This is a genomic window from Streptomyces sp. NPDC026092 (genome assembly GCF_040638605.1).
GTDB lineage: Bacteria > Actinomycetota > Actinomycetes > Streptomycetales > Streptomycetaceae > Streptomyces.
The window spans coordinates 128,710-152,670 of record NZ_JBEZYN010000003.1; the positions used below are offsets into that span (position 1 = coordinate 128,710).

The following is a 23,961-nucleotide window of genomic DNA, read 5'->3' on the forward strand; positions in this document are numbered from 1 at the left end:
CGTGTTCTAGCGGCGCCCGCCGAGCTCCGCGCTCCCGACCGCGGCCTTCTGTGCAGGCTTCGGCCGGGAGCGCGAGACCGCCACACCCGCCAGGCACAGCGCACCGCCCGCGAGCGTCAGCAGCCCGGGCAGCTCCCCGAGGAACACCCACGCCATGAGGACCACGAGCGCCGGTACGGCGTACGTGGTCGCGCCCATCCGGCCCGCGGTCGTACGGGCCAGGGCGTAGGCCCAGGTCGTGAAGGCGAGCGCGGTCGGGAACACCCCGAGGTACACCATGTTCAGGGTCGCCGAGAGCGGCGCCCGGGCCGCCTCGTCGACCAGCTGCCCGGCGAAGGGCAGACACGCGACCGCGCCGACGAGGCACCCGAAGGTCGTGACCTGCAGGGCGCTGCCGTGCGCGAGGGCGGGCTTCTGGGCGACGACACCACCCGCGTACGCGATCGCCGCGACCAGGCAGAGCACGACGCCGAGCACGGAGGCGTGCCCCTCGCCCGACATGGAGAGCCCGACCGCCACCGCGCCCGCGAAGGACACCGCCATGCCCGCGACCAGCCGGGGCGGCAGCTTCTCGCCGAGGAACCGGGCGCCGAGCAGGGCGATCAGGATCGGCCCGATGTTCACGACCATCGCGGCCGTGCCCGCGTCGACCTCCTGCTCGCCCCAGTTGAGCGCCACCATGTACGCGCCGAACCACAGGACCCCGGAGACCGCGATCCCCGGCCACGCCGCCCGGGGCGGCAGGCCCTCCCGGCGGACCAGCAGGACCACGCCGAGGACCAGGGCCCCGGAGAGGAGCCGGCCGAGGGCGAGCGCGCCGGGGGAGTAGGCCTCCCCGGCGCTGCGGATCGAGACGAAGGCGGAGGCCCACAGGACGACGGTGACACCGGCGGCGGCGAGCGCCAGGCGTGAGCCGGCGTGGGACGCGGGGGACGCGGCGGACGTGGCGGGGGAGTCGGTCATGGGGTGACCGTAGGCCCCGGACCCTTCGGCGCTCACCGCAATATCGCCGGGTCGATGCCCAGCGCCTCCTGGAGCGCGCGCTCCCCGACGGGGGTCACCTTCACCGCGCGCTGCGAGCCGATCCGTACGCACCAGCCGCTGTCCAGGGCATGGGCGCAGAGCGTCGCGCCCGCGATGCCCGCGAGATGCGGCTTGCGTTCGGTCCAGTCGAGACAGCCGCGGGCGAGCGGCCGCCGGCCCCGGGGCGCCAGCGGGATGCCGTGCTCCCCGAACCACTCCACGCCCCGGTCGGTGAGCGCGAACCCGGTGTCCTGGCGCAGCAGTCCGCGCGCGGTCATGGCCTCGGTGATCGTGATCCCGAGCCGCCCCGCGAGATGGTCGTAGCAGGTACGCCCCCGGGCCATCGCCCGCCCGGCCCCCGCAGCGCCGAGTGTCGGCGGCGGTGCTGTGCTTGCCGGCTCGGAGCGGGCGGCGAGGTCCTCCACGAGATGGGCGACCCCCGGGTCGGCGAGCCGGACGTACCGGTGCCGCCCCTGCCGCTCCTCCGCGAGCACCCCGCCCGCGACGAGCTTCCCGAGGTGCTCACTGGCGGTCGACGGCGCCACGCGCGCGTGGCGCGCCAACTCCCCGGCGGTCCAGGCCCGCCCGTCGAGCAGCGCGAGCACGAAGGCGGCACGGGTCTCGTCGGCGAAGAGCGCCGCGAGCGCGGCCAGGTCTTTGGATGCCATGCGTCCAGGATCGCGCGACTACGGTTCGGCGACGGCCGAACCGTCCTTCCCCCGGGCCGCTACCGCTTTCCCCCGGGGCCGTTCCCGTTTCCTCCCGGGCCGCTACCGCTTCCCCCGGGCCACTCCCGCTTCTCCCCGGGCCACTCCCGCCTCGTACTGCATCGTCAGCCCGTCGAGGAGCGCCCGCAGGCCCGTGTCGAAGGCGCCCTCGTCGACCTTCTGACGGTGTTCCGCGAGCAGGTGCGCCTGGCCGAGGTGGGGATAGTCGGCCGGGTCGTAGGCCGTCTCGTCGTCGACGAAGCCGCGGGCGAAGGAGCCCAGGGCCGAACCGGTCACGAAGTAGCGCATCAGCGCGCCGATGTACGTCGCCTGCGCCGGGGGCCAGCCGGCCCGGACCATCGCGCCGAAGACCGCGTCGGCGACCCGCAGGCCCGCCGGTCGGCGGCCCGGGCCCTGGGCGAGGACGGGGACGATGTTCGGGTGGTCGGCGAGGGCGGCGCGGTAGGAGGCCGCCCAGTCGTGCAGGGCCGTACGCCAGTCGCGGTCGTCGCCCTCCTCGAACATCGACAGGTCGACTTTCGCGCTGACCGCGTCGGCGACCGCGTCCAGGATCTCGTCCTTGGTGCGGAAGTGGTTGTACAGGGACGGTCCGCTCACTCCGAGTTCGGCCGCGAGCCGCCGGGTCGAGAGCGCCGCGAGGCCCTCGGCGTCCACGAGCGCGCTCGCCGTCTCGACGATGCGTTCTCTGCTCAGGAGGGGCTTGCGCGGTCGGGCCATGGCGCACATAGTAGGCCTGCGCAGCAGAAACTAGCAGTGCTAATTAAAGTCTTCCCCGAAGGTCGGTGGCGTCGTGAACCTGGAGCTCAGCGAGGAACAGGAAGCCGTGCGGCAGCTCGCCGAGGACTTCGTCGCCCGCGAGGTCGCCCCGCACGTGGTCGCGTGGGACCGGGCCGAGAACGTCGACCGGTCGATCGTGAAGAAGCTGGGATCCGTCGGCTTCCTCGGCCTGACGATCCCGGAGGAGTACGGCGGTTCGGGCGGCGACCACCTCTCCTACTGCCTCGTCACCGAGGAGCTCGGCCGCGGCGACTCCTCCGTGCGCGGCATCGTCTCCGTCTCCCTCGGCCTCGTCGCCAAGACCATCGCCTCCTGGGGTGACGAGGAGCAGAAGCGGAGCTGGCTGCCCCTGCTCGCCTCCGGCGAGGCCCTCGGCTGCTTCGGTCTGACCGAGCCCGGTACCGGCTCGGACGCCGGCAACCTCGCCACCCGGGCCGTACGCCACGGGGACGCGTACGTCGTCAACGGCTCGAAGATGTTCATCACCAACGGCACCTGGGCGGACGTGGTCCTGCTCTTCGCCCGTACGGGGGACGCCCCCGGCCACAAGGGCGTCTCCGCCTTCCTCGTCCCCACCGACACCCCCGGCCTCACCCGCCGCACCATCCACGGCAAGCTCGGGCTGCGCGGCCAGGCGACCGCCGAACTGGTCCTGGAGGACGTACGCGTCCCCGCCTCCGCGATGCTCGGCCCCGAGGGCAAGGGCTTCTCCGTCGCCATGTCCGCCCTCGCCAAGGGGCGGATGTCGGTCGCCGCCGGCTGCGTCGGCATCGCGCAGGCCGCCCTCGACGCCGCCGTGCGATACGCCGGGGAGCGCGAGCAGTTCGGCAAGCCCATCGCCTCGTACCAGCTGGTGCAGGAGCTGATCAGCGACATCGCCGTCGACGTGGACGCCGCTCGGCTGCTGACCTGGCGGGTCGCCGACCTGATCGACCGGGGCCAGGACTTCGCCACCGCCGCCTCCAAGGCCAAGCTGTACGCCTCCGAGGCCGCCGTGCGCGCGGCGAACAACGCCCTCCAGGTCTTCGGCGGTTACGGCTACATCGACGAGTACCCGGTCGGCAAGCTGCTGCGCGACGCGCGTGTGATGACGCTGTACGAGGGCACGAGCCAGATCCAGAAGCTGATCATCGGGCGGGCGCTGACGGGCGTGTCCGCGTTCTGAGTACCTCGCGGAGCGCGGCTGAGTATCCGGACGGATGTGGCCCGCGCCACATCCGCCGGATGCTTGGGCCATGAGCGACACACCGGTCAAGCAGCAGAACACGGCCGCCTACTACATGCAGGCCGTCATCTCCTTCGGGCTCGCGCTCGCGGCCGTGGGCATCGGCATCTTCAACCTGGAGGCGGACGCCTGGGTGCGGTCCTTCCTCGCCATCGCGGTCCTCTATCTCACGACCTCCGCCTTCACCCTCGCCAAGGTCGTCCGCGACCGGCAGGAGGCGGGGCAGATCGTGAGCCGGGTCGACCAGGCCCGGCTGGAGAAGCTCCTCGCCGAGCACGACCCGTTCCAGAAGCTCTGAGTCTAAGCGCTTGCTCAGCTTCGTTGTATGGTGTTCGTCCTGACGGCTGGAGAAGGGGCGAACCATGAGCGTCGCTGAGGAGACGCCCGGCGGCGAGGACGCGCCGTGGGGCGAGGTCACGCCCGAGGCGGCCCGGCGGCTGCTCGTCGCGGCCGTCGAGGCGTTCGCCGAGCGCGGCTACCACGCCACCACGACCCGGGACATCGCCGGCCGCGCCGGCATGAGCCCGGCCGCGCTCTACATCCACTACAAGACCAAGGAAGAGCTGCTCCACCGGATCAGCCGCATCGGCCACGACAAGGCCCTGGAGATCCTCACGGCCGCCGCCGACGGCGAGGGCACGGCGGGCGAGCGGCTCGCCGACGCCGTACGGTCCTTCGTGCGCTGGCACGCCGAGCGGCACACCACGGCGCGGGTCGTCCAGTACGAGCTCGACGCCCTCGGGCCCGAGCACCGCACCGAGATCGTGGCGCTGCGCCGGGAGTCCGACGCCACCGTGCGCCGGATCATCAACGAGGGCGTGGCGGCGGGGGAGTTCGACGTACCGGACGTTGCGGGCACCACCGTCGCGGTGCTGTCGCTCTGCATCGACGTCTCGCGCTGGTTCAACACCCAGGGCCGCCGGACGCCGGACGAGGTCGGCGCGCTCTACGCCGACCTCGTGCTGCGGATGGTCGGCGCTCAGAAGTAGTAGCGCGAGACCGACTCGGCGACGCAGACCGGCTTGTCGCCGCCCTCGCGCTCCACCGTCACGGTCGCGGTCACCTGGACGCCGCCGCCGGCCTCCGTCACCTCGGTCAGGACGGCCCCGGCGCGCAGCCGCGAGCCGACGGGTACGGGGGCGGGGAAACGGACCTTGTTGGTGCCGTAGTTGAGGCCCATCTTCATGCCCTCGACGCGCATGATCTGCGGGACCAGGGTGGGCAGCAGCGAGAGCGTCAGATAGCCGTGCGCGATGGTCTTCCCGAACGGCCCGCCGGCCGCCCGCTCCGGGTCCACGTGGATCCACTGGTGGTCACCGGTCGCGTCGGCGAACAGGTCGATCCGCTTCTGCTCGATCTCCAGCCAGTCGCTGTGCCCCAGTTGCTCGCCGACGGCGGCACGCAGCTCCTCGGCGGAGGTGAAGATCCTCGGCTCAGCCATGTTTCCCTCGTCCCTTCGTGAACCTGTGACTCCTGTTTCTAAGCGCTTGCTCAGCATGTGGGGCGGGGGGCCCGCTGTCAACGGACAGTAGGGTGCGAAGGGTGCCCCAGATTCCCGAGAAGATTCACGAACTCACCGTCGGCCAGCTGTCCGCCCGTAGCGGAGCCGCGGTGTCCGCCCTGCACTTCTACGAGACCAAGGGTCTGATCTGCAGCCGCCGGACGAGCGGCAATCAGCGCCGCTACCACCGTGACACCCTCCGCCGGGTCGCCTTCATCCGGGCCGCGCAGCGCGTCGGCATCCCGCTGGCGACCATCCGTACCGCGCTCGCCGAACTCCCCGAGGAGCGCACGCCCACCAACGAGGACTGGGCACGGCTCTCGGCGGCGTGGCGCACGGAACTGGACGAGCGGATCAAGCAGCTCGGCCGGCTGAGGGACCATCTGAGCGACTGCATCGGCTGCGGGTGCCTCTCCCTGCGGAAGTGCGTCCTGTCCAACCCCGACGACGTGATCGGCGAACAGCTCACCGGCTCGCGCCTGATGGGCGAGCGCCGCAAGGCCTAGGTCGTGTCCGGAAAGTCTGGTCTGGCTCGCGACGCCCTTCGGGCGGACGACCATACTTTCCGGACACTCCCTGGGGGGTGTCTCGTTCGGAGACGACGAAGAGGGGCCCGCCACCCCCGTGGACGGGCCCCTCGGTCTCGTCGGCTCCCTGCCGGTCACTCGTACTCGGTGCCGCCCTTGCGGGTCAGGTACGCCGGGCTGACCGCCTTGGCGATGGCGCGGCCGCCGAGGACGGGGCTGTACCGCTCCGTGACGGGGCGGATCACGACCCCCTCGCGCAGGTGCAGCTCGCGCCCGGACACGGTCTCCCGCCCGCTCGCCAGCTCGAGCACGGTCGCCGGGTCGTACGGACCGGTGTAGAGCCGCGGTACGAGGGGCAGTTCGCCGGCCTCCAGGACCTCGGCCGGGTCCAGCCACCGCACCTGGCCGTCGATCTCGGCCGACACGTCGAAGACCGCGTAACCGAGGTCCTCGCCACGGGCGTTGGCGCCGTAGCCGAGGTCCTGCACCCCCGCTCCGTAGACCTCGCCGAACAGCCCGACCCGGCGGGCGCCCAGGCGCTCGGCGAGCCGCGCCGCGACCTCGGGGACGCCGTGGCCGAGGACGGCCCGCCAGTACAGGTTCCGCGGGTCCTCCTGGAGCGCCAGGCCCTTGGAGCCGAAGCCCTTCGAGGAGACCTGGACGCGCCCGTCCTCCGCGAAGTACGTGGCGAGGCAGGCCGAACCGTGCAGCTTCTCCGTCAGGACCACCGGCTCACCGGGCTCGAAGATGCCCGGATACCGCTGGAGGTTCTCGATGTCGACCCACGGCAGCAGGTCGGGCGCGACCTCCACGTCCCCGCTCATCGTCGGCGGGATCGGCGGCACCCACTTCGTGATCCCGAGCAGTTCGGCGAAGTCGGTCCCTTCGGCGGCCGCCGCGACCAGGTCCACGTCCGCCAGCGCCTTCGGGCGGCACACGATGCCCTGCGACACCTCACCGCGAAGCCGCACCGCCTTGACGCGGTCCGAGGCCTTCCCGGCGAGCCGCCCGGTCAGGCCGAGTTCGTCGACGAGCTCGGCGGGCAGCACGGCCTGTTCCGGAATGTAGACGGCGACATCGCCACTGCGGTACGCGCCCTTCGCCACGACGGCGCGGTAGAGGCCCACTTGGGCGAGCTCCAGCGCATCGGCGTTCGGATGGGCGTGGACGGCCAGGGTTTCGGCGGTGACGCGCAGCGTCGACATGGCAGTGCTCCGGAGACTCGGTTGGCGTTCTCGTCGCAGGACACTCTGCGGGAACGGAACGGTCCCGGGCCAATGATTTGCGCTCCGTGGCCCCTTCAGCCGGCCGAGCCGACCGCGACCGCGGCCGCGACGAGCTCGGCGTTGGAGCTCGCGCGGCTGCCGTCGGGCAGCAGCAGCGTGTCCTCGAGACCGATCCGGGTGTCCAGGCCGAGGCGGCGGGCCAGCCGCAGGACGGGCCAGGCGCCGGCGTCCTCGCCGTGGAGGAGGACCGGCCTTCCGTGAGCGGAGTCGGCCAGGGTCGCCAGGAGCGCGAGGGCCGTGGACTCGGCGGTCGCGGCGTCCGGGTCGGTCACCTCCGCCAGGATCCGCAGCACCCGGGGCGCCAGCGGTGAGCCGAGGAACCGCGCGGGGCCTTCCGTACCGGACCACAGGCCCGCCTCGACGCCCACGCCCCGCTCCAGGAGCGCGGCCGCGAGCTCCTCGGCGCCCGGCTCGTGCCAGTTGACCGACGCGTGGTCGGGCAGGACCGTCCAGGCGCGGACGCGCTCCACCCGCCGTACGGGATCGGGCTCGGCCCAGGCGCCCGTCGTCACGCCCACCGGCACGTCGACGGCTCCCCGGATCGCCGTCAGGGTCTCCGCGAGGACCCGGGGCGACAGCGTGTCGCTCCCGCACGGCGTCCTGGGGTGCACATGGACGTCCCGCGCCCCCGCCGCGACCGCCCGCACGGCCTCCTCCGCCAGCGCACCGGGCGACATCGGCACCGCGGCCGAATCCCCGGGCCCCCGGGTCCCGTTCAGGCAGACCTGGATCACGATGTTCCCCCCGTGTCCCCCGTTGCCCCGTAGCTCGTCCCTCACGGTCGCTCGTCACCAAGCGTCACGCGCCGTTCCTCAGGCCACCGAAGCCAGCCGGGACTCGGCCCCGCTCCCGCCCCGGGCGCGTGCCAGCGCCCCGGTCGTCAGGACCGCCCGCGGCACGACCACGCCGCACGCCCCGCACACGGGGCCGAACCACGGCTCGTCGACCAGATCCGGCCGCCACTCGATACGGTCCCCCGCGCACACCGGGCAGTGGTCCCCGGGCGCGGACTCCAGGGCGGCGATCAGCCGTTTCAACACCTCGGCCAGCGGCTCCGAGGGATGCACCGCCGGGTCGTCGCAGCGCGCGACCCCGTTGCCACCCCACGTCCGCCGGTGCCAGTCGTCGAGCGCGCCCGGCCGGCGCAGCCCCTCGTGCTTCTCGCGCCGCCGTCGCGCCGCGAACTCCTTCTCGTACGCGAGCCACACCGCCCGCGCCTCCTCCAGCTCCTCCAGCGCGGCCACCAGCCGCCCCGGATCGAGCTCCCGGTCCTCGGGTCCGAACCTGTGCCGGTGGCACAGGTGGTCCCAGGTCGCGCGGTGCCCGTACGGCGCGAACCGCTCCAGGCACTTGCGCAGCGAATACCTCCGCAGCGCCGTGTCACTCCCGGTATCGCGCACCTGTCTCGCAAGACTCCGGAAACCCGCCATCGCTCCGCACCTCCGTCGCTCGTACTTCGGCGTCAAGGACGTTATGGAATGGACGAACGACCGGCCCTTCGTGTTCCATCGAAAATTCGATGGGGCCCATCAGAGGCGCGCGGGGGGAGTCTGATGCAGAACGTACGGGAGGGCCTGGCGGCCAATCCGGCGCTGCCTGAGCACCTGTTCGAACGCCTCGCCGCGGCCGGCGACGAGGACGTGCGGACCACCCTGACCTGGCGCGACGACCTGACCGAGGCCCAGGCCCGCACCCTCCGCGCGTACGACGACGTGGACCTCTGGACCCTCGTCGCGCACGGCAAGGTCCCCTGGGCCGAGGTGCCACGCGACGACCCCACCCTGCTGCTTGCCGCCGCCAGGGCCGGGACGGCACCGGAGGCGGCGATACGGGAGCTCGCCCGTCACCCGGATCCCGAGGTCCGCTGGGAACTCGCCTCCTTCGACGCCGGCCTCCCGCCCGAGGTCCTGGTCGCCCTCGCCCGGGACCCCGACCCGACCGTCGTCGAGCGGGCCGCGGAGGCTCCCGAGCTGCCCGCCGACCTCGCCGCGGAACTCGCCCGCCACCCCCTCGTGCCCGTGCGCGTGGCCCTCGCGGCCAACGACCGCGTACCGCCCTCCCTCCTCGCGGGCCTCCTCGCCGACGGCGGCCGGCCCGCGCCCACCAGCTGCGGGGCCTGCCGGCGGCGGGCCGAGGGCTGCGCCGACCACACGCCGGGCGTCCGCCGCATCAGGCTCAAGGCGGCCGCCAACCCCTCCGTACCGCCCGCCGCCCTGGAGGCCTTCCTCGACGCGAAGGCGGCCGAGGACGTCGAGGACGCCGGGAAAGCCGAGGACGTCGAGATCGCCTGGCTGCACGCCGAGATCGCGGAGCGGACCGACCTCCCGGTCTCCCTCCACGCGCGCCTGGCGGCCCATCCGGACGCGTACGTACGGCAGGCCCTCGCCCGCAACCCGAGCATCGGTGCGCCCCTGCTCCTCCGGCTCGCCGACGACCCCGATCTCATCGTCCGCCTGGCGGTCGCGGAGAACCCGGCCGTCCCGCTCGCCCTGCTCACCGCGGACGCGGGCCGCCGGCGGCTCCCGCGCGAGCCGCTGCCGCGGATCCTCGCCGCCACCGACGCCGAGCTCACGAAGTTGGCGGCGAGCCGGGTGGCCCAGGTCCGGGCGCTCGTCGCCGCCCGCCCCGACCTTCCGCCCGCCCTCGTCGACCGGCTCGCCTCCGACGCCGACCTCGGGGTCGTCCAGCGCATCGCGCCACACCCCGGGCTCACCGAGGACCGGCTCACGGACCTGGTCGAACGCCACGGGCCGCCCGTGTACGCGGCCGTCGCGGAGAACCCCGGCTGCCCCGGCGCGGCTCTGCGCCGGATGGCCGGGGTCGCGGGCCCCGCGCGCAAGGCCGTCCGCCCGATCGCGGCGCACCCCGCCCTGCCGCCGGACGTCGTCGAGGACCTGCTCACGCACCCGGACCCGAGGGTCGTCCGATCGGCCGCGGCGCACCCCGCGCTGCCCGTGGCGACGATGGAGCGGCTGCTCGCCCGCGCGCCCGGGAGCTGAGCCAGGCGAGAGCCGGCCACGCGAGCGCCGACCGACGCGAGAGCCGACTCACACGAGAGCTGACCTACGCGAGGACCCGACCTACCGCCCCCCGATCCGCCCCGCCGACACCACGAGCCGGGCCAGCTCCGGGTGGCAGATGTCACTGTGCTCGCCGACCACGTCCGCCGCGTCCACGCTCACGCAGCCCGAGGCCGGGAGGCTGTCGCGCAGGGCGCGGGGCAGAGGGAGGGCGGGGGTGTTCGGGACGGCCTGGATGCCGTCGTGGCCGACGGCCATCCAGCGCTTGTCGGTGCCGAGCAGGGAGTCGGCGTCCCTGGCCAGGCGGGAGGCCAGGGGGTAGAAGACCCGCAGCGCGGTGTCGTGCCGGGAGTAGCAGGCCACCACCGGGCCCCGGACCCGCTGCTGGAGGTCGCGCAGGGAGCCGCCCCGCCCCGGGTCGTGCGGCAGGCGCGCCGCGAACGCGTAGTGGGAGAAGGCGCCTTGGAGGAGCGTCATCGACGCCACGTTCCGGGCCCCGGAGGGCAGGCCCCGCAGGGCGTACGCGACGAGGCGGGCGCCGAAGCTGTGGCCGACGAGGTGGAACCGTAGACCGGGGGAGGAGCGGGCGACCTCGCCGAGGAGCGGGCCGAGGCCACGCTCGCCGACCACGCCGGCCCGTCGCTTCATCGTGTAGTACGTGGCCTGGCGCAGCGCCTCCTTCGCGCCCTTCCAGTACCGCGCCAGTCTCCCGCCGAACGCCTCGCGCGGGGTCGGTACGGAGCCAGGACCCGCCGCCTCCTCCAGCGCGTCGGTGAACATCGCGCAGACCGCCACCGTGTCCGCGAGCAGGAAGTCGGGCACGGTCCGACCGCTGTCGAGGAAGCCCTGCGCGCCGGTGGTGTCGGTCAGTGCCCGGAGCAGCGTCCCGAACTCGGCGAACGCCGCCTCGTCGTCCGGCTGTTCGGCCAGCAGCGTCGCGATCCGCCCCACCACCGCCTCCTTGCCCGGGTGCACGGCCGCCACGGACTCGAAGTCGGGGATCGGCTCGTCCGAGAACATCATCGACGGCCACACCACCCCCGCGTACCCGACGCGCGCGCCCCGTCCCACGGCGTCCGGGAACGGGGCGAAGAACCGGGAGTACAACCCGTTCGCCACGGAAGGGGTGTTGTTCCACCCGTGGGCGAACACCACCAGATCCGTGACCCCTTGGGCGGCCAGGCCGGCGAGCGCCTCGCGCCCGCCCGCCCGACCGTCGCCGTCCTTGTCGAAGGTGATCTCGCGGTACGGCTCCACACTCATCCCGGCCATCGTCTGCCCGTCCCTCCGCGTCGAGGAAGCACTCTGAGGAAGCACTCCCAGGAAGCCCCTGGGGTGACTTCTCCCGCGTCAGCATCCTGCGCGCACGGAGGGACGGCCAGGTTTTCAGCGCAGGCGCGCCGCCGAGACTTCGGGGAAGTGGACGAGCACGTCGTAAGCGGTGGCGAGCCGCACCGCACCCTGGTTGCCCGGCCACGGGTACGCGGTGCCGATCAGCCAGGCCGGCCGGTGCACGTTCAGCCAGCTCCGGGCGGCGGGCGTCGTCGTCCGCAGGTCCAGGTAGAAGGGGCGCGGGGAGACCCGGTCCAGGGTCTCGGCGCTGCTGTCCCCGTCACCAGGCAGCCCGACGGTGAAGCGCTTGATCGGTTCGCCCGGCGCTCCCGTGTCGTGCGCGTTGAACGAGCCCTTCCCGAACGAAGCGCCCACGCTCACATAGTCCCGGCCCAGCGCGTCGCGCAGGAAGGCGCCCTGAAGACGCGGGTACTGGTCCGGCTTCGTCGTCTCGTAGCCGACGTGCCCGTTGTGTGCGGAGAGCACCATCCGGTCGCCGGTAGCCCGCTGCCACCACACCGTGTTCTCGGCCATGATCCGGTCGCGGTACAGCATCGCCTCCGCGACCCCTTCGGGACTGGAGGCGTCGTGCGCCATCTCGGTGCCGACCTGGGCGATCGCCCGGGCGTTCTGCACCATCCAGGTGTGCTTCTCGCGGTCCCGGCCCGGCTTCTGACGCTCGAGCAGGGCCAGTGCGCGGTTCACGTCCGCCGCCATCCGGCGCCGCTCCTCCAGCGGCCTGGCCATGTACGCGTTCATCCAGGAGTCGACCGAACCGACCGGCCGCGAGGTCCGGTACAGCTCCTGGAAGCGCGGCAGCAGCCGGGGATACGCGGCCTCCACATAGCCGGTGACCTCGTCGAAGAGCTCCGGCCCCGCGTAGCCCAGGTCGTTGCCCATGAACCGCACCGGGTGGTCCGGGTGGCGCAGGTTGTGCTGCCGCATCCAGACGATCAGGTCGAGGTACTCCTCGGTGTTCCAGAAGCGGTACGCGTTCTGGAACTCCTCGTCCAGGATCCGCTTCGGGTCGCCCTTGCCGAACCGTACGTAGTCGTCGATGCGCAGCCCGGCGGACCAGTTGGCCTCCAGGGCGAAGGTCGTGAAGCCCTGCCGCTCCACCAGGTGCTCGAAGATCCGGTGCTTGGTCTCGAAGAACTCGGCCGAGCTGTGCGTCGCCTCGCCGATCCCGACGACCTTGGCCGAGCCGATCATCCGGTCCAGCGGGCGCAGGTCGGTCAAGGGGCGGGCGCTGTGGGCGAGTTCACGGGCGGGGTCGGGCGTGGCCGCCGGGGCGTCCGCCCGCGCGGCTCCGGCCGGGGCGAGCGCGGCGAGGCAGAGGGCGACGGCCGCGCCCACCAGCGGTAAGCGGTGTCGAGTGATCGTTTTCATGGGGCAAGCCTGGCGGCGGTGCACCGCCCGCCGCCAACCTGCCCACACCCCGACCGAACCGGGGGATATCCCCCCTCGCCAGGCTCGTCACCGGCCCCCGTCACCGGCCCCGTCGGAGCCCCCGTCACCGGTACAGCAGGTACTCCCTCCGTACCGCCCGGAACGCTGCCAGGTCCGCGTCCCACGCGCCCACCACCTCGTCCACGTCCGCGCCCGCGTCGATCAGGGTCCGCACCCGCGTCGAGCCCGTCAGCTTGTCGATCCAGTTGTCGGGGCGCCAGGCGAAACCGCTCCACGCGCGCGTGGCGCTCACGAGGAGCCCGATCCCGGTCCGTACGGGGTCGAAGGCGGCCCGGTCGTGCACCTGGACCTGCACCCCGCCGACCGTCTTCCCCTGGAACTTGGAGAACGTCGGGGCGAAGTACGCCTCCCGGAACCGCACCCCGGCGAGCCCGAGTCCGTTCGCGGCCTCCGCCCACCGCCGGTCGATCCCCTCCGCGCCGAGCAGCTCGAAGGGGCGGGTGGTGCCGCGCCCCTCGGAGAGGTTGGTGCCCTCGAAGAGGCAGGTGCCGGAGTAGACGAGCGCGGTGTCGGCCGTCGGCATGTTCGGGCTCGGCGGCACCCACGGCAGCCCGGTCGCGTCGAAGAAGTCCGAGCGCCGCCACCCCGACATCCGTACGGTCTCCAGCTCCACCGGCCGGGCCAGGAACTCCGCGTTGAACAGCAGCGCCAGCTCCGCGACCGTCATCCCGTGCGCCTGAGCGATCGGCTCGCGCCCCACGAAGGTCGCGAACGCGCGGTCGAGGACCGGGCCGAGCGCGGCCCGCCCGGTCACCGGGTTCGGCCGGTCGAGCACGACGAACCGTTTCCCCGCCAGCTCGGCCGCCACCATGCAGTCGTAGAGCGTCCAGATGTACGTGTAGAAACGGGCGCCGACGTCCTGGATGTCGAAGACGACGGTGTCCACGCCCGAGGCCGTGAAGACGTCCGCGAGCGGCTGCCCGCTCTTCAGATACGTGTCGTAGACGGGCAGCCCGGTCGCCGGGTCGTCGTACCGGCCCTCGGAGCCGCCGGCCTGCGCCGTGCCCCGGAAACCGTGCTCGGGGCCGAAGACCGCCACCAGGTCCACCCGGTCGTCGGCATGCATGACGTCGACGATGTGGCGGACGTCGGCGGTGATCCCCGTCGGGTTGGTGACGACGCCGACGCGCTCCCCGGCGAGCGCCCGGTACCCGTCGGCGGCAAGCCGCTCGAATCCGGTACGGACCCGCCGGCCGCCGCCCCCGTCGTGCGCCTCGGCCGCGGGGGCGGCCACCGCACCGATCCCGAGGGCGCCGCCGGCGGCCAGCAGACCGCGTCTCGACAGGCTGGACGGGCTCGACAGGCTCATGCGGAATCCTCCTTGATCGCCTTCCCCGACATGGCCACGCACGCTAGCGCTCCTGACCGCCCCTGGGAACGAGGCGTGCACAGGGGACCGCAGGGGACTTTCGCCACGACATACCGACTGGTTAGTCTGCTCGTACTGTCGCAACGGAGAGGCGGGTCCCGATGAGTACGGTGCAGGGTTCTGGAGTGGTCGTCACGGGTGCGGGCGGCGGGATCGGAGCCGCGCTCGCCCGCCGGTTCGCCGCCGAGGGCGCCCGGGTCGTCGTCAACGACCTCGACCCCGACCGCACCAAGGCCGTCGCCGAGGAGATCGGCGCCACCGCCGTCCCGGGGGACGCCTCGCAGATCGTCGAGGAGGCCCGCGAGGCCCTCGGCGGCACCGTGGACGTGTGGTGCGCCAACGCCGGACTCGCCTCGGGCGGCGACGCCTTCGCCGACGAGGCCGTCTGGGCCGCCGCCTGGGACGTCAACGTCATGGCCCATGTCCGCGCGGCCCGCGCCCTGCTGCCCGACTGGCTCGAGCGCGGCAGCGGCCGCTTCGTCTCGACCGTCTCCGCCGCCGGGCTGCTCACCATGGTCGGCGCGGCCCCGTACAGCGTCTCCAAGCACGGCGCGTACGCCTTCGCCGAATGGCTCTCCCTCACCTACCGCCACCGGGGCCTCAAGGTCCACGCGATCTGCCCGCAGGGTGTACGTACGGACATGCTCACCGCCGCCGGATCGGCCGGCGACCTCGTCCTCGCCCCGACCGCGATCGAGCCCGAGGACGTCGCCGACTCCCTCCTCGACGCCATCGAGGCCGACCGCTTCCTGGTCCTCCCGCACCCCGAGGTCGCCGACTTCTATCAGGCCCGCGCCGCCGACCCCGAGCGCTGGCTCGGGAACATGAACCACATCCAGCGGAAGTGGGAAGGTGCCCGCGCATGACGGCGACCGAGTCCGGCTCCCCGGCCGAGCAGCCCGCCCACCCGACCGAGTCCCTCTACGCCGCCATGCCCTGGCTCTCCCAGCTCTCCGAGGCCCAGCGCGCGCCGATAGCCCCGCCCGCCACCCCGCTGCACGCCTTCCGCGCCGCCGCCGCCCGGGCCCCCGAACACCCGGCTCTCGCCTACTTCGACGGCCGGCTGACCTACCGCGAGACCGACGCGCTCTCCGACTCCGTCGCCGGGCATCTCGCCGCGCGCGGTCTCGCCAAGGGCGACCGGGTCGCGATCATGCTCCAGAACAGCCCGCACTTCGTCCTCGCCCTGCTCGGCGCCTGGAAGGCGGGCGCGACCGTCGTCCCGCTCAACCCCATGTACAAGGCGGGCGAGGTCGGGCACGCCCTGCGGGACTCCGGGGCCACCGCCCTGGTCTGCTCCGACCGCGCCTGGGCGAGCTTCCTGCGGGAGACCGCCGCCGACGCCGGCGTACGGATCTCCCTCACGGCCTGCGAACGCGACCTCCAGACCCGTGACGACCCGCGCGTCCTCGCTTTCGACCGGGTGGAGACGGAGGCCGAGGACCTCCTCGCCGTCGCCCGCGCCGGACACCCCGCCCCCGGGGGCCGTGAGCTCACCGCCGAGGACGTGGCCCTGATCAGCTACACCTCGGGCACCAGCGGCACCCCCAAGGGCGCCCTCAACCTCCACCGGGGCATCGCCCACAACGCCGAACGCCAGCGCACCGGCCACCCCGTACCGGAAGGCGCGGGGTACTTCGCGCTCGCCCCGCTCTTCCACATCACCGGCCTCGTCTGCGAACTGGCCGCCTGCTTCGGCAACGCCGGCACCCTCGTCCTCGCCTACCGCTTCGACGCCGGCGTCGTCCTCGACGCCTTCCTGGAGCACCGCCCCGCCTACACGGTCGGCCCCTCCACCGCCTTCATGGCCCTCGCGGCGCACCCCGGCGCGACCCGCGACCACTTCGCCTCCTTCCTGGTCGTCTCCTCGGGCGGCGCCCCCGTCCCGCCGGCCCTGGTGGAGAAGTTCCGCGCGGGCTTCGGCCCGTACATCCGCAACGGCTACGGGCTCACCGAGTGCACCGCCCCCTGCGCCGCCGTGCCGCCCGAGAAGGAGGCCCCGGTCGACCCCGCCTCCGGCACCCTCTCCGTCGGCGTCCCCGGACCCGACACGCTCGTCCGGATCCTCGACGAGACCGGCGCCGAGGTGCCCTTCGGCGCGCACGGCGAGATCGCCGTGCGCGGCCCGCAGGTCGTCCCCGGCTACTGGCGGCTCCCCGAGGCCACGGCCACCACGTTCCCCGAAGGGGAACTGCGGACCGGGGACATCGGCTTCATGGACGCGGACGGCTGGCTCTACGTCGTCGACCGCAAGAAGGACATGATCAACGCCTCCGGGTTCAAGGTCTGGCCCAGGGAGGTGGAGGACGTCCTCTACACCCACCCGGCCGTCCGCGAGGCCGCCGTCGTCGGCGTCCCGGACGCCTACCGGGGCGAGACGGTCAAGGCGTACGTGAGCCTGCGCCCGGGCTCCGCCGTCGAGCCTGCGGAGCTGTCCGCGTACTGCGAGCAGCGGCTCGCCGCGTACAAGTACCCGCGCGAGGTCGAGATCCTGGCGGAGCTGCCCAAGACGACAAGTGGGAAGATCCTCCGGAGGGAACTCCGTTCCCACCGGTAGACACGACACACCTCACGACACCCACGGTGATCACCAGGGAAAGGCGGCGGCGCATGGCCAGGACGACGGACGGGAGCGGTACCCCCGTCCCCCAGAGGCTGCTGGCCGCCGCCACCCGGCTCTTCGCGGAGCAGGGCTACGACCGCACCTCCGTCCAGGAGATCGTGGAGGCGGCGGGCGTCACCAAGGGCGCGCTCTACCACTACTTCGGCTCCAAGGAGGACCTCCTCCAGGAGGTCTACGCGCGCGTGCTGCGGCTCCAGCAGGAGCGGCTCGACGCCTTCGCGGACGCCGACGCGCCGGTGGAGCAGCGGCTGCGGGACGCGGCCGCCGACGTCGTGGTGACCACCATCGACAACCTCGACGACGCCTCGATCTTCTTCCGCTCGATGCACCACCTCAGCCCGGAGAAGAACAAGCAGGTCCGCGCCGAGCGGCGGCGGTACCACGAGCGCTTCCGCGCCCTCATCGAGGAGGGCCAGCGGTCCGGGGTCTTCTCGTCGGCGACCCCGGCGGACCTGGTGGTGGACTACCACTTCGGCTCCGTCCACCACCTGTCCACGTGGTACCGCCCGGACGGCCCGATGACGCCCCAGCAGGTCGCCGACCAGCTCGCCGACCTGCTGCTGCGCGCCCTGCGGCCGTAACGCGCCCTACAGGTACTTCTTCAGCTCCCGCCGCGCCAGCGACCGCTGGTGCACCTCGTCCGGCCCGTCCGCGATCATCAGCGTCCGCGCGCCGGCCCAGAGCTCGGCGAGCGGGAAGTCCTGCGACACCCCGCCCGCGCCGTGCACCTGGACGGCCCTGTCGAGGATGTCGACCACCGCGCGCGGGGTCGCGATCTTGATGGCCTGGATCTCCGTGTGCGCACCCCGGTTGCCCACGGTGTCCATCAGCCAGGCGGTCTTGAGGACGAGCAGACGCAGCTGCTCGACCGTCACCCGGGCGTCCGCGATCCAGTTCTGCACCACACCCTGCTGGGCGACGGGCTTGCCGAAGGCGGTACGGGAGACGGCCCGGCGGCACATCAGCTCGATCGCCCGCTCGGCCATGCCGATCAGCCGCATGCAGTGGTGGATCCGGCCGGGGCCGAGCCGGGCCTGGGCGATGGCGAAGCCGCCGCCCTCCTCGCCGATCAGGTTCGTCGCCGGCACGCGGACGTCGTGGAAGAGGACCTCGGCGTGCCCGCCGTGCGAGTGGTCCTCGTAGCCGTACACCTGCATCGCCCGCCGCACCTCGACGCCCGGGGTGTCGCGGGGCACGAGGATCATCGACTGCTGGCGGCGGATGTCCGTGCCGTCGGGGTCGGTCTTGCCCATGACGATGAAGATCTTGCAGTCCGGGTTCATCGCCCCGGAGATGTACCACTTGCGCCCGTTGACGACGTAGTCCTCGCCGTCGCGCAGGATCCGCGTCTCGATGTTGGTCGCGTCCGAGGAGGCCACCTCGGGCTCCGTCATCGCGAACGCCGAGCGGATCTCCCCGGCGAGCAGCGGCTCCAGCCACTGCTTCTTCTGCCCCTCGTCGCCGAACTGGGCGAGCACCTCCATGTTCCCGGTGTCGGGCGCCGCGCAGTTGAGGGCGGTCGGGGCCAACTGCGGGCTGCGGCCGGTGATCTCGGCGAGCGGCGCGTACTGGAGGTTGGTGAGGCCGGCCCCGTGCTCGGCGTCGGGCAGGAAGAGGTTCCACAGGCCCTGGCGGCGGGCCTCGGCCTTCAGCTCCTCCACGACGGCCGGGGTGTCCCAGGGCGAGGCGAGCAGCGCCCGCTGCTCGTGGGCGGTGGCTTCCGCCGGGTAGACGTGCTCGTCCATGAAGGCGAGCAGCTTCTCCCGCAGCTCCTCGGTGCGCGCGTCGAATGCGAAGTCCATGGCGGATCAGCCTTCCTGGAGGGTGGTGAGGCCGTGCTCGATGAAGACGGGGACGAGGTCGCCGATGCGGTCGAAGCCCGCGCCGACGGTCTGGCCGAGGGTGTAGCGGTAGTGGATGCCCTCCAGGATCACGGCGAGCTTGAACCAGGCGAAGGCCGTGTACCAGGAGATCGCGGAGGTGTCGCGGCCGGAACGGACGGCGTACCGCTCGATCAGCTCGGCGGGGTCCGGGTGCCCGGCGGCCCCCGCGGTCGTGGAGACGGGGGAGTGCGGGAGGTCGAGCTTCGCGCTGTACATGGCGAGCAGGCCGAGGTCCGTCAGCGGGTCCCCGAGCGTGGACATCTCCCAGTCCAGGACGGCCTTGATCCGGTCGTCCGCGCCGATGAGGACGTTGTCCAGGCGGTAGTCGCCGTGGACGACGGCCGGGGCCGCGGAGGCCGGGAGGGCGCGGCCGAGCGCCGCGTGCAGCTCGTCGATGCCCGCGAGCTCCCGGTTGCGGGAGGCGTCGAGCTGCTTGCCCCAGCGGCGCAGCTGCCGGTCGAGGAAGCCCTCGGGCCGCCCGAAGTCGCCGAGCCCCACCGCGGCCGGGTCCACGGCGTGCAGCTCGACGAGCGTGTCGACCAGGCCGAGGACGGCCTCGCGGGTGCGCTCGGGGCCGAGCGGGGCGAGCTGCTCGGCGGAGCGGTACGGGGTGCCGTCGACGAACTCCATGACGTAGAACGGCGCCCCGAGGACGGACTCGTCCTCGCAGAGGAGCACGGTCTCCGGGACGGGCACGGCCGTCGTGTGCAGGGCGCTGATCACCCGGTGCTCGCGCTTCATGTCGTGCGCGGTGGCGAGGACATGGCCGAGCGGAGGCCGGCGGACCACCCAGCGGTCGGTGCCGTCGGAGACGACGTACGTCAGGTTCGACCGGCCGCCCTCGATCAGCCGGGCGTCGAGGGGGCCGCGCACGAGTCCCGGCCGTTCCCGGTCGAGGAATCCGCGCAGCTGCTCGGGGTCGAGACCTGGTGGCGGGGCTGAACTCATCGTGCGTACCTCCGGGGACGGGGGTGGTGGACCGGTCGGCGTTCATGATGACCGACCAGTCGGTATGTCGTCCAGGGTTCGCGAGGGAAAGCGGCGCGCGCGGTCTGGTGGCGGATCGGAAACATGAATATGGTTCACATATGAATCCAGAGCTGCTTGTCGAGGACGTCCGGCTGACCCCGATCCTGATCGCCGACCCGCCGCTGCTCAACACCCAGGGCGTGCATCAGCCCTTCACGCCCCGCCTGATCGTCGAGGTGGTGACGCGGGGCGGAGTGGTCGGCCTTGGGGAGACGTACGGTGACGGGAAGTACCTGGAGCTCGCCCGGCCGCTGGCCGAGGCGCTCCCCGGGCAGGCGGTCACGCACGTGAACGGCCTGTTCGCCCTTGCCGAGCGGGTGTGCGGGGACTCGGGGGCCGTGGACGAGCGGGTCGACGCGGGCGGCCTGCGCGGGGTCCAGACCGCGGACAAGCTCCGCCTCTCCGTCGTCTCGGCCTTCGAGGTCGCCTGTCTGGACGCGCTCGGCAAGAGCCTCGGCCTGCCCGTGCACGCGCTGCTCGGCGGCAAGGTCCGCGACTCCGTCGAGTACAGCGCGTACCTCTTCTACAAGTACGCCGGGACCGACGACTGGGGCCCGGCGCTCGACCCGGCCGGCATCGTGGCGCAGGCCCGCCGCTTCGACCGCGCGTACGGCTTCCGGTCCTTCAAGCTCAAGGGCGGGGTCTTCCCACCCGACCGGGAGATCGCCGCGATCCGGGCCCTCGCCGAGGAGTTCCCCGGCCGGCCGCTCCGGCTCGACCCCAACGGCGCCTGGTCCACGGAGACCTCGCTCGACGTGGCGCGCGAACTGAAGGACGTCCTGGAGTACCTGGAGGACCCGGCGACCGGCACGGACGCGATGGCCCACATCGCGGCCCGTACGGACGTGCCGCTCGCGACCAACATGTGCGTGACGACCTTCGAGGAGGTCCCCGAGGCCTTCGCCCGGGACGCGGTACGGATCGTCCTCTGCGACCACCACTACTGGGGCGGGCTGCACCGCACCCGCGAACTGGCCGCGCTCTGCCGCACGTACGGCGTCGGGCTCTCCATGCACTCCAACACCCACCTCGGCATCAGCCTCGCGGCCATGACCCAGGTGGCCGCGACGCTGCCCCACCTCGACCACGCCTGCGACACCCACTACCCGTGGCAGACCGAGGACGTCGTCACCACCCGCCCCACGTTCCGGGACGGGCACCTCGCGGTCTCCGACGCGCCGGGCCTCGGCGTCGAACTGGACCGCGCCGCACTCGCCGCCCTGCACCGCCGCTGGCTCGACGACGACGGCACCCACCGCGACCGCGACGACGCGGCGGCGCTGCGCAGGCTGCGGCCTAGGGGCTGGGAAGCGTGAGCGGCTGCGTCGTGTCCCCGGGCGCGGGCGCCGGCCGGGCGGGATGGACGGCGACCAACCGGGCGTTGCCCTGCGCGTAGGTGCTCTCCCGGCCGAAGAACTGGTAGCCGGACTCGATGAGCTGGAGGATCGCCGAGGCGTCCCGCCGCTGCTTCGCTCGGCTGCTCGCTCGGTCGTACATGAAGGTCCCTTCGGGCGCCGGACGTCTGCTTCCCGGTATAGCCGCGCGCGGTGACGCCCCGCCAGGTACGGCGGGGCAGAGTGTCCGGCCGGCCCCTGGGGACCGCCACCGCGGCCCGAAAGGCCCTCCGGGAGCGCGCGCCCGGCCGCCGGTCCGGGGTTACGCGTGACAGGCCACCGGCACGCCGCCGTTCATCGCCGCCATGTCCCCGAAGACCGTCACCGGATTCAGCGGCGAGCCCTCCGGCAGGCCGCTCAACTCCGCGTACGCGCGGTGCAGGTTGGCCACCAGGCGCTCGCTCTCCCGCCAGGCGGCGAACTCCCCGAGCTGCGCCCCGCGCGCCGTCTCCAGGGGCGTCGCGCCCTTCGCGTACCCCTCGCGGGCCAGTTCGGCCACCCAGCGCAGATACCGCTCCGTCGCGTCGTACGCCGACGGGTCCGTCACCGGCCCGTGCCCCGGCACCGCTGTCGGCGCGTCCAGCGAGCGCAGCAGGTCGAGGGCGCGCAGCGAGCCCGCCAGCGAACCCATCGGCAGGAACGGCGTCCCGCCCTCGAAGACCAGGTCCCCGGTGAACACCACGCCCCGCTCCGGGACATGGACGATCGAGTCGCCGGTGGTGTGCGCGGGACCCGGGTGCAGCACCCGCACCTCCAGCTCACCGACGTACAGGGTCAGCCGTTCGCTGTACGTGAGGGAGGGCGGGGTCACCTCCACCGCGCCGAAGTCCGTCTGCGGCCACAGCAGATGGAGCTGGCGCCCGGCGGCGATCTGCTCGGCCCGGCAGCTGTCGTGGCCGACGACCCGCGCCTCGGGCGCGAACACCCCGTTGCCGTAGGTGTGGTCGCCGTGATGGTGGGTCGAGACGATCGTCCGGGGGAGCGGCAGCCCCTCCGCGAGCACCGCCGCGCGCAGCAGGCGGGCCCGGCGCTCGGTCGCGGCCGTGTCCACGAGCAGGGTCTCGCGGGCGTCGCCCAGGAACCCGGCGTTGTTCAGGCACCAGCCGCCGTCGGGCTGGACGAAGGCGAACACGTCCGGCGCGAGCGCGACGACGTACGGCTGGGAGGGTGCGGCGCCGGTGTTGGCGTGGGTGTTGGCGTTGGCGTTGGCGGACAAGAAGACCCCCGGACGACGAGAACGGGCCCGACTGACAGGTGGCAGCCTGCCAGTCGGGCCCGGTCCGGGGAAAACTCAGTGGTCGTCCCAGTGCCCGTCGTGCGCCGCGTGGCGGTGCCCGTCGTGCACGTAGTCGACGTGGTCGCCGTGGGACACCGCCTCGTGCCCGCACGCGGGCCCGTGCTGGTGCGTGTGCCCGTCGTGCGACTGGTGCTGCGTCCGCTCGCACTCGTCCCAGTGGCCGTCGTGCTCCCGGTGGAGATGCCCGTCGTGGGCGTAGTCCACGTGCCCCTCGTGCTCGACGGCCGGATGGCCGCAGGCCGGGCCGTGGTCGTGCTCGTGGGTGGGGTGCTCTTGGTGGAGAAGGGTCATGACATCGCCTCTGTGGGGGTGTGATGTGACGTGGTTCAGGTTAGCCCTGAATGTCGGACTCGTCCTGGTTCCACCCCTGTGCGTCGGCGAACGCCTCGCCGTACTCCGCCGCCCACCGCCCCAACGCCTCGATCGGCCCGAGGAGCGTCCGCCCGAGGCCGGTCAGCGCGTACTCCACACGGGGTGGCGACTCGTCGTAGGCCCGCCGCTCCACCAGGGCGTACCCCTCCAGCCGACGCAGCGTCTCGGTGAGCACCTTGGCGCTGATCCCGCCGATCCCGGCCCGCAGCTCACGCGGGCGCCGCGGCCCGTCGGCCAGGGCGTAGAGGACCACCGCGTTCCAGGTGTTCGCGAGCAGATCGAACCCGAGCCGGGCCCGGCAGTCGGCGAGCAACCGGTCGGTCACCTCGGCCTCCGCCCCACGCACCGTTCGGTAACCGAGGGCCCCTCTAGCGTCGTTCGCATCGCTCAAGACGACCACAGGGAGGCGGACATGCGCATCGGAATTCTCGGTACGGGGAACATGGCCGAGGCACTCGGCGGACAGTGGGCCCGGGCCGGCCACGAGATCCTCGTCGGCGGCCGGACGGCGGCCGCGGCGGACGCGCTCGCCGCCCGGATCGGCGCCCGCGCGGGCAGCCTCGGCGACGCGGCCCGGTTCGGCGACGCGGTCCTCCTCGCCCTTCCGTACGACGCCGTGCTCGACGTCCTCGCGGGCGTCGGCGCGCTGCCGGACGACCCGGTCCTCATCGACTGCACCAACGCGATCGGACCCGGCCTCGTGCTCACCACCGGCGAGGGCCCCGGCGCCGCCCGGACCATCGCGGCCGCGACCGGCGCCCGCGTGGTGAAGGCCTTCAACCACGTCACGCCCGCCGTCTGGGCCCGTACGCCACCGGTCTTCGCCGACGGGCCGCTCGCCGTCCCCCTCTGCGGCGACGACGAGAAGGCCCTGGCCCTCGTCGCCACGCTCGTGAAGGACCTGGGCTGCGTCCCGCTCGTCGCGGGCCCGCTCGGCCGCGCCGACCTCCTGGAGGCCGCCACCGCCTTCCTGATCGGCCTCTGGCACGCCGGCCAGGACCCGCGCACCCTGCTCCCTCCGCCGGCGGCGCTGGGCGGCTGACCAGGCGCGCTACCGCTCTGCCGGGGGTATCCGGCTTGCGGGGGACGGGGGCCGCCGTGATCG

The 23,961-nt window shown here is 73.1% G+C and carries 26 protein-coding genes; 10 read left to right on the forward strand and 16 right to left on the reverse strand.

Annotated features, from left to right (window positions below):
- Nucleotides 1-6: 6 nt before the first annotated feature.
- The 3 genes from AB0F56_RS05530 to AB0F56_RS05540 form a co-directional block, all read right to left on the reverse strand.
- A complete protein-coding gene (locus tag AB0F56_RS05530) occupies nucleotides 7-963 on the reverse strand; it encodes a DMT family transporter (RefSeq protein WP_362004294.1) in 957 nt (318 codons plus the stop codon).
- A 32-nt stretch (nucleotides 964-995) separates the two neighbouring features.
- Nucleotides 996-1,691, reverse strand: coding sequence for a winged helix-turn-helix domain-containing protein (locus AB0F56_RS05535; RefSeq protein WP_362004295.1), 696 nt, complete (start codon nucleotides 1,689-1,691; stop codon nucleotides 996-998).
- Nucleotides 1,692-1,793: 102 nt separating this feature from the next.
- On the reverse strand, nucleotides 1,794-2,468 hold the full coding sequence (locus tag AB0F56_RS05540) for a TetR/AcrR family transcriptional regulator C-terminal domain-containing protein (protein ID WP_362004297.1): 675 nt from the start codon (nucleotides 2,466-2,468) through the stop codon (nucleotides 1,794-1,796).
- Between the two features lie 73 nt (nucleotides 2,469-2,541).
- On the opposite strand from AB0F56_RS05540, the gene AB0F56_RS05545 reads away from it, so the two are divergent.
- The 3 genes from AB0F56_RS05545 (at nucleotide 2,542) to AB0F56_RS05555 (ending at nucleotide 4,742) form a co-directional block, all read left to right on the forward strand.
- Complete coding sequence (locus AB0F56_RS05545) at nucleotides 2,542-3,693, forward strand: acyl-CoA dehydrogenase family protein (RefSeq protein ID WP_362004300.1); 1,152 nt, start codon at nucleotides 2,542-2,544, stop codon at nucleotides 3,691-3,693.
- A 70-nt stretch (nucleotides 3,694-3,763) separates the two neighbouring features.
- On the forward strand, nucleotides 3,764-4,051 hold the full coding sequence (locus tag AB0F56_RS05550) for a YiaA/YiaB family inner membrane protein (protein WP_362004302.1): 288 nt from the start codon (nucleotides 3,764-3,766) through the stop codon (nucleotides 4,049-4,051).
- Between the two features lie 64 nt (nucleotides 4,052-4,115).
- Nucleotides 4,116-4,742, forward strand: coding sequence for a TetR/AcrR family transcriptional regulator (locus AB0F56_RS05555; protein ID WP_362004304.1), 627 nt, complete (start codon nucleotides 4,116-4,118; stop codon nucleotides 4,740-4,742).
- On the opposite strand, the gene AB0F56_RS05560 is transcribed toward AB0F56_RS05555, so the two are convergent.
- Nucleotides 4,733-5,194 carry a MaoC family dehydratase gene (locus tag AB0F56_RS05560; protein ID WP_362004307.1) on the reverse strand — a complete coding sequence of 154 codons (462 nt, stop codon included), beginning with the start codon at nucleotides 5,192-5,194 and terminating at the stop codon, nucleotides 4,733-4,735. The genes AB0F56_RS05555 and AB0F56_RS05560 overlap by 10 nt on opposite strands.
- Nucleotides 5,195-5,295: 101 nt before the next feature.
- Here AB0F56_RS05560 and soxR point away from each other — a divergent pair, with 101 nt between their 5' ends.
- Complete coding sequence (soxR, locus tag AB0F56_RS05565) at nucleotides 5,296-5,760, forward strand: redox-sensitive transcriptional activator SoxR (RefSeq protein ID WP_362004310.1); 465 nt, start codon at nucleotides 5,296-5,298, stop codon at nucleotides 5,758-5,760.
- Between the two features lie 155 nt (nucleotides 5,761-5,915).
- Here soxR and AB0F56_RS05570 read toward each other — a convergent pair whose 3' ends face one another.
- The 3 genes from AB0F56_RS05570 to AB0F56_RS05580 form a co-directional block, all read right to left on the reverse strand.
- Nucleotides 5,916-6,986, reverse strand: a complete 1,071-nt coding sequence (locus tag AB0F56_RS05570; RefSeq protein WP_362004312.1) for an RNA ligase (ATP) — start codon at nucleotides 6,984-6,986, stop codon at nucleotides 5,916-5,918.
- 95 nt (nucleotides 6,987-7,081) lie between these two features.
- Nucleotides 7,082-7,801 (reverse strand): 3-keto-5-aminohexanoate cleavage protein, encoded by a 720-nt coding sequence (locus AB0F56_RS05575; protein ID WP_362004315.1) that lies wholly within the window; start codon nucleotides 7,799-7,801, stop codon nucleotides 7,082-7,084.
- Nucleotides 7,802-7,879: 78 nt separating this feature from the next.
- The gene (locus AB0F56_RS05580) at nucleotides 7,880-8,497 is read right to left on the reverse strand and encodes a hypothetical protein (RefSeq protein ID WP_362004317.1); all 618 of its coding nucleotides are present in this window, start codon (nucleotides 8,495-8,497) and stop codon (nucleotides 7,880-7,882) included.
- 123 nt (nucleotides 8,498-8,620) lie between these two features.
- Here AB0F56_RS05580 and AB0F56_RS05585 point away from each other — a divergent pair, with 123 nt between their 5' ends.
- On the forward strand, nucleotides 8,621-10,066 hold the full coding sequence (locus AB0F56_RS05585; RefSeq protein ID WP_362004320.1) for a hypothetical protein: 1,446 nt from the start codon (nucleotides 8,621-8,623) through the stop codon (nucleotides 10,064-10,066).
- 81 nt (nucleotides 10,067-10,147) lie between these two features.
- Here AB0F56_RS05585 and AB0F56_RS05590 read toward each other — a convergent pair whose 3' ends face one another.
- The 3 genes from AB0F56_RS05590 to AB0F56_RS05600 all read right to left on the reverse strand — a co-directional run bounded on the left by AB0F56_RS05590 (nucleotide 10,148) and on the right by AB0F56_RS05600 (nucleotide 14,198).
- Entirely contained in the window at nucleotides 10,148-11,359 is a 1,212-nt protein-coding gene (locus tag AB0F56_RS05590; RefSeq protein WP_362004323.1) for a serine-threonine protein kinase, read from the reverse strand.
- Between the two features lie 114 nt (nucleotides 11,360-11,473).
- On the reverse strand, nucleotides 11,474-12,808 hold the full coding sequence (locus AB0F56_RS05595) for an erythromycin esterase family protein (RefSeq protein ID WP_362004325.1): 1,335 nt from the start codon (nucleotides 12,806-12,808) through the stop codon (nucleotides 11,474-11,476).
- 124 nt (nucleotides 12,809-12,932) lie between these two features.
- The gene (locus AB0F56_RS05600) at nucleotides 12,933-14,198 is read right to left on the reverse strand and encodes a DUF1343 domain-containing protein (RefSeq protein WP_362004328.1); all 1,266 of its coding nucleotides are present in this window, start codon (nucleotides 14,196-14,198) and stop codon (nucleotides 12,933-12,935) included.
- 161 nt (nucleotides 14,199-14,359) lie between these two features.
- Here AB0F56_RS05600 and AB0F56_RS05605 point away from each other — a divergent pair, with 161 nt between their 5' ends.
- The 3 genes from AB0F56_RS05605 to AB0F56_RS05615 are packed head-to-tail and all read left to right on the forward strand — an operon-like array spanning nucleotide 14,360 to nucleotide 17,462.
- The gene (locus AB0F56_RS05605; protein WP_362004330.1) at nucleotides 14,360-15,124 is read left to right on the forward strand and encodes an SDR family oxidoreductase; all 765 of its coding nucleotides are present in this window, start codon (nucleotides 14,360-14,362) and stop codon (nucleotides 15,122-15,124) included.
- Nucleotides 15,121-16,815: an AMP-binding protein gene (locus AB0F56_RS05610; RefSeq protein ID WP_362004333.1), complete on the forward strand. Its 1,695-nt coding sequence runs from the start codon at nucleotides 15,121-15,123 to the stop codon at nucleotides 16,813-16,815. Before AB0F56_RS05605 ends, AB0F56_RS05610 begins: the two co-directional genes overlap by 4 nt.
- A 53-nt stretch (nucleotides 16,816-16,868) precedes the next feature.
- Nucleotides 16,869-17,462: a TetR/AcrR family transcriptional regulator gene (locus tag AB0F56_RS05615; RefSeq protein WP_362004335.1), complete on the forward strand. Its 594-nt coding sequence runs from the start codon at nucleotides 16,869-16,871 to the stop codon at nucleotides 17,460-17,462.
- Nucleotides 17,463-17,468: 6 nt separating this feature from the next.
- Here the strand turns inward: AB0F56_RS05615 and AB0F56_RS05620 are convergent, their stop codons facing one another.
- Both AB0F56_RS05620 and AB0F56_RS05625 read right to left on the reverse strand, forming a co-directional pair.
- Nucleotides 17,469-18,683, reverse strand: a complete 1,215-nt coding sequence (locus AB0F56_RS05620; RefSeq protein WP_362004338.1) for an acyl-CoA dehydrogenase family protein — start codon at nucleotides 18,681-18,683, stop codon at nucleotides 17,469-17,471.
- 6 nt (nucleotides 18,684-18,689) lie between these two features.
- A complete protein-coding gene (locus tag AB0F56_RS05625; RefSeq protein ID WP_362004339.1) occupies nucleotides 18,690-19,712 on the reverse strand; it encodes a phosphotransferase family protein in 1,023 nt (340 codons plus the stop codon).
- A 140-nt stretch (nucleotides 19,713-19,852) separates the two neighbouring features.
- Between AB0F56_RS05625 and AB0F56_RS05630 the strand changes: the two genes are divergently transcribed.
- Entirely contained in the window at nucleotides 19,853-21,109 is a 1,257-nt protein-coding gene (locus AB0F56_RS05630; protein ID WP_362004341.1) for a glucarate dehydratase family protein, read from the forward strand.
- On the opposite strand, the gene AB0F56_RS05635 is transcribed toward AB0F56_RS05630, so the two are convergent.
- The 4 genes from AB0F56_RS05635 to AB0F56_RS05650 form a co-directional block, all read right to left on the reverse strand.
- Nucleotides 21,090-21,290: a hypothetical protein gene (locus tag AB0F56_RS05635; protein WP_362004344.1), complete on the reverse strand. Its 201-nt coding sequence runs from the start codon at nucleotides 21,288-21,290 to the stop codon at nucleotides 21,090-21,092. The genes AB0F56_RS05630 and AB0F56_RS05635 overlap by 20 nt on opposite strands.
- 159 nt (nucleotides 21,291-21,449) lie before the next feature.
- Nucleotides 21,450-22,403 carry an MBL fold metallo-hydrolase gene (locus tag AB0F56_RS05640; protein WP_362004347.1) on the reverse strand — a complete coding sequence of 318 codons (954 nt, stop codon included), beginning with the start codon at nucleotides 22,401-22,403 and terminating at the stop codon, nucleotides 21,450-21,452.
- A 75-nt stretch (nucleotides 22,404-22,478) separates the two neighbouring features.
- Complete coding sequence (locus AB0F56_RS05645) at nucleotides 22,479-22,775, reverse strand: hypothetical protein (protein ID WP_362004350.1); 297 nt, start codon at nucleotides 22,773-22,775, stop codon at nucleotides 22,479-22,481.
- 40 nt (nucleotides 22,776-22,815) lie between these two features.
- Nucleotides 22,816-23,181 (reverse strand): helix-turn-helix domain-containing protein, encoded by a 366-nt coding sequence (locus tag AB0F56_RS05650; protein ID WP_362004353.1) that lies wholly within the window; start codon nucleotides 23,179-23,181, stop codon nucleotides 22,816-22,818.
- A gap of 87 nt (nucleotides 23,182-23,268) precedes the next feature.
- Between AB0F56_RS05650 and AB0F56_RS05655 the strand changes: the two genes are divergently transcribed.
- A complete protein-coding gene (locus AB0F56_RS05655) occupies nucleotides 23,269-23,898 on the forward strand; it encodes an NAD(P)-binding domain-containing protein (RefSeq protein ID WP_362004355.1) in 630 nt (209 codons plus the stop codon).
- The last annotated feature ends 63 nt before the right edge of the window (nucleotides 23,899-23,961 follow it).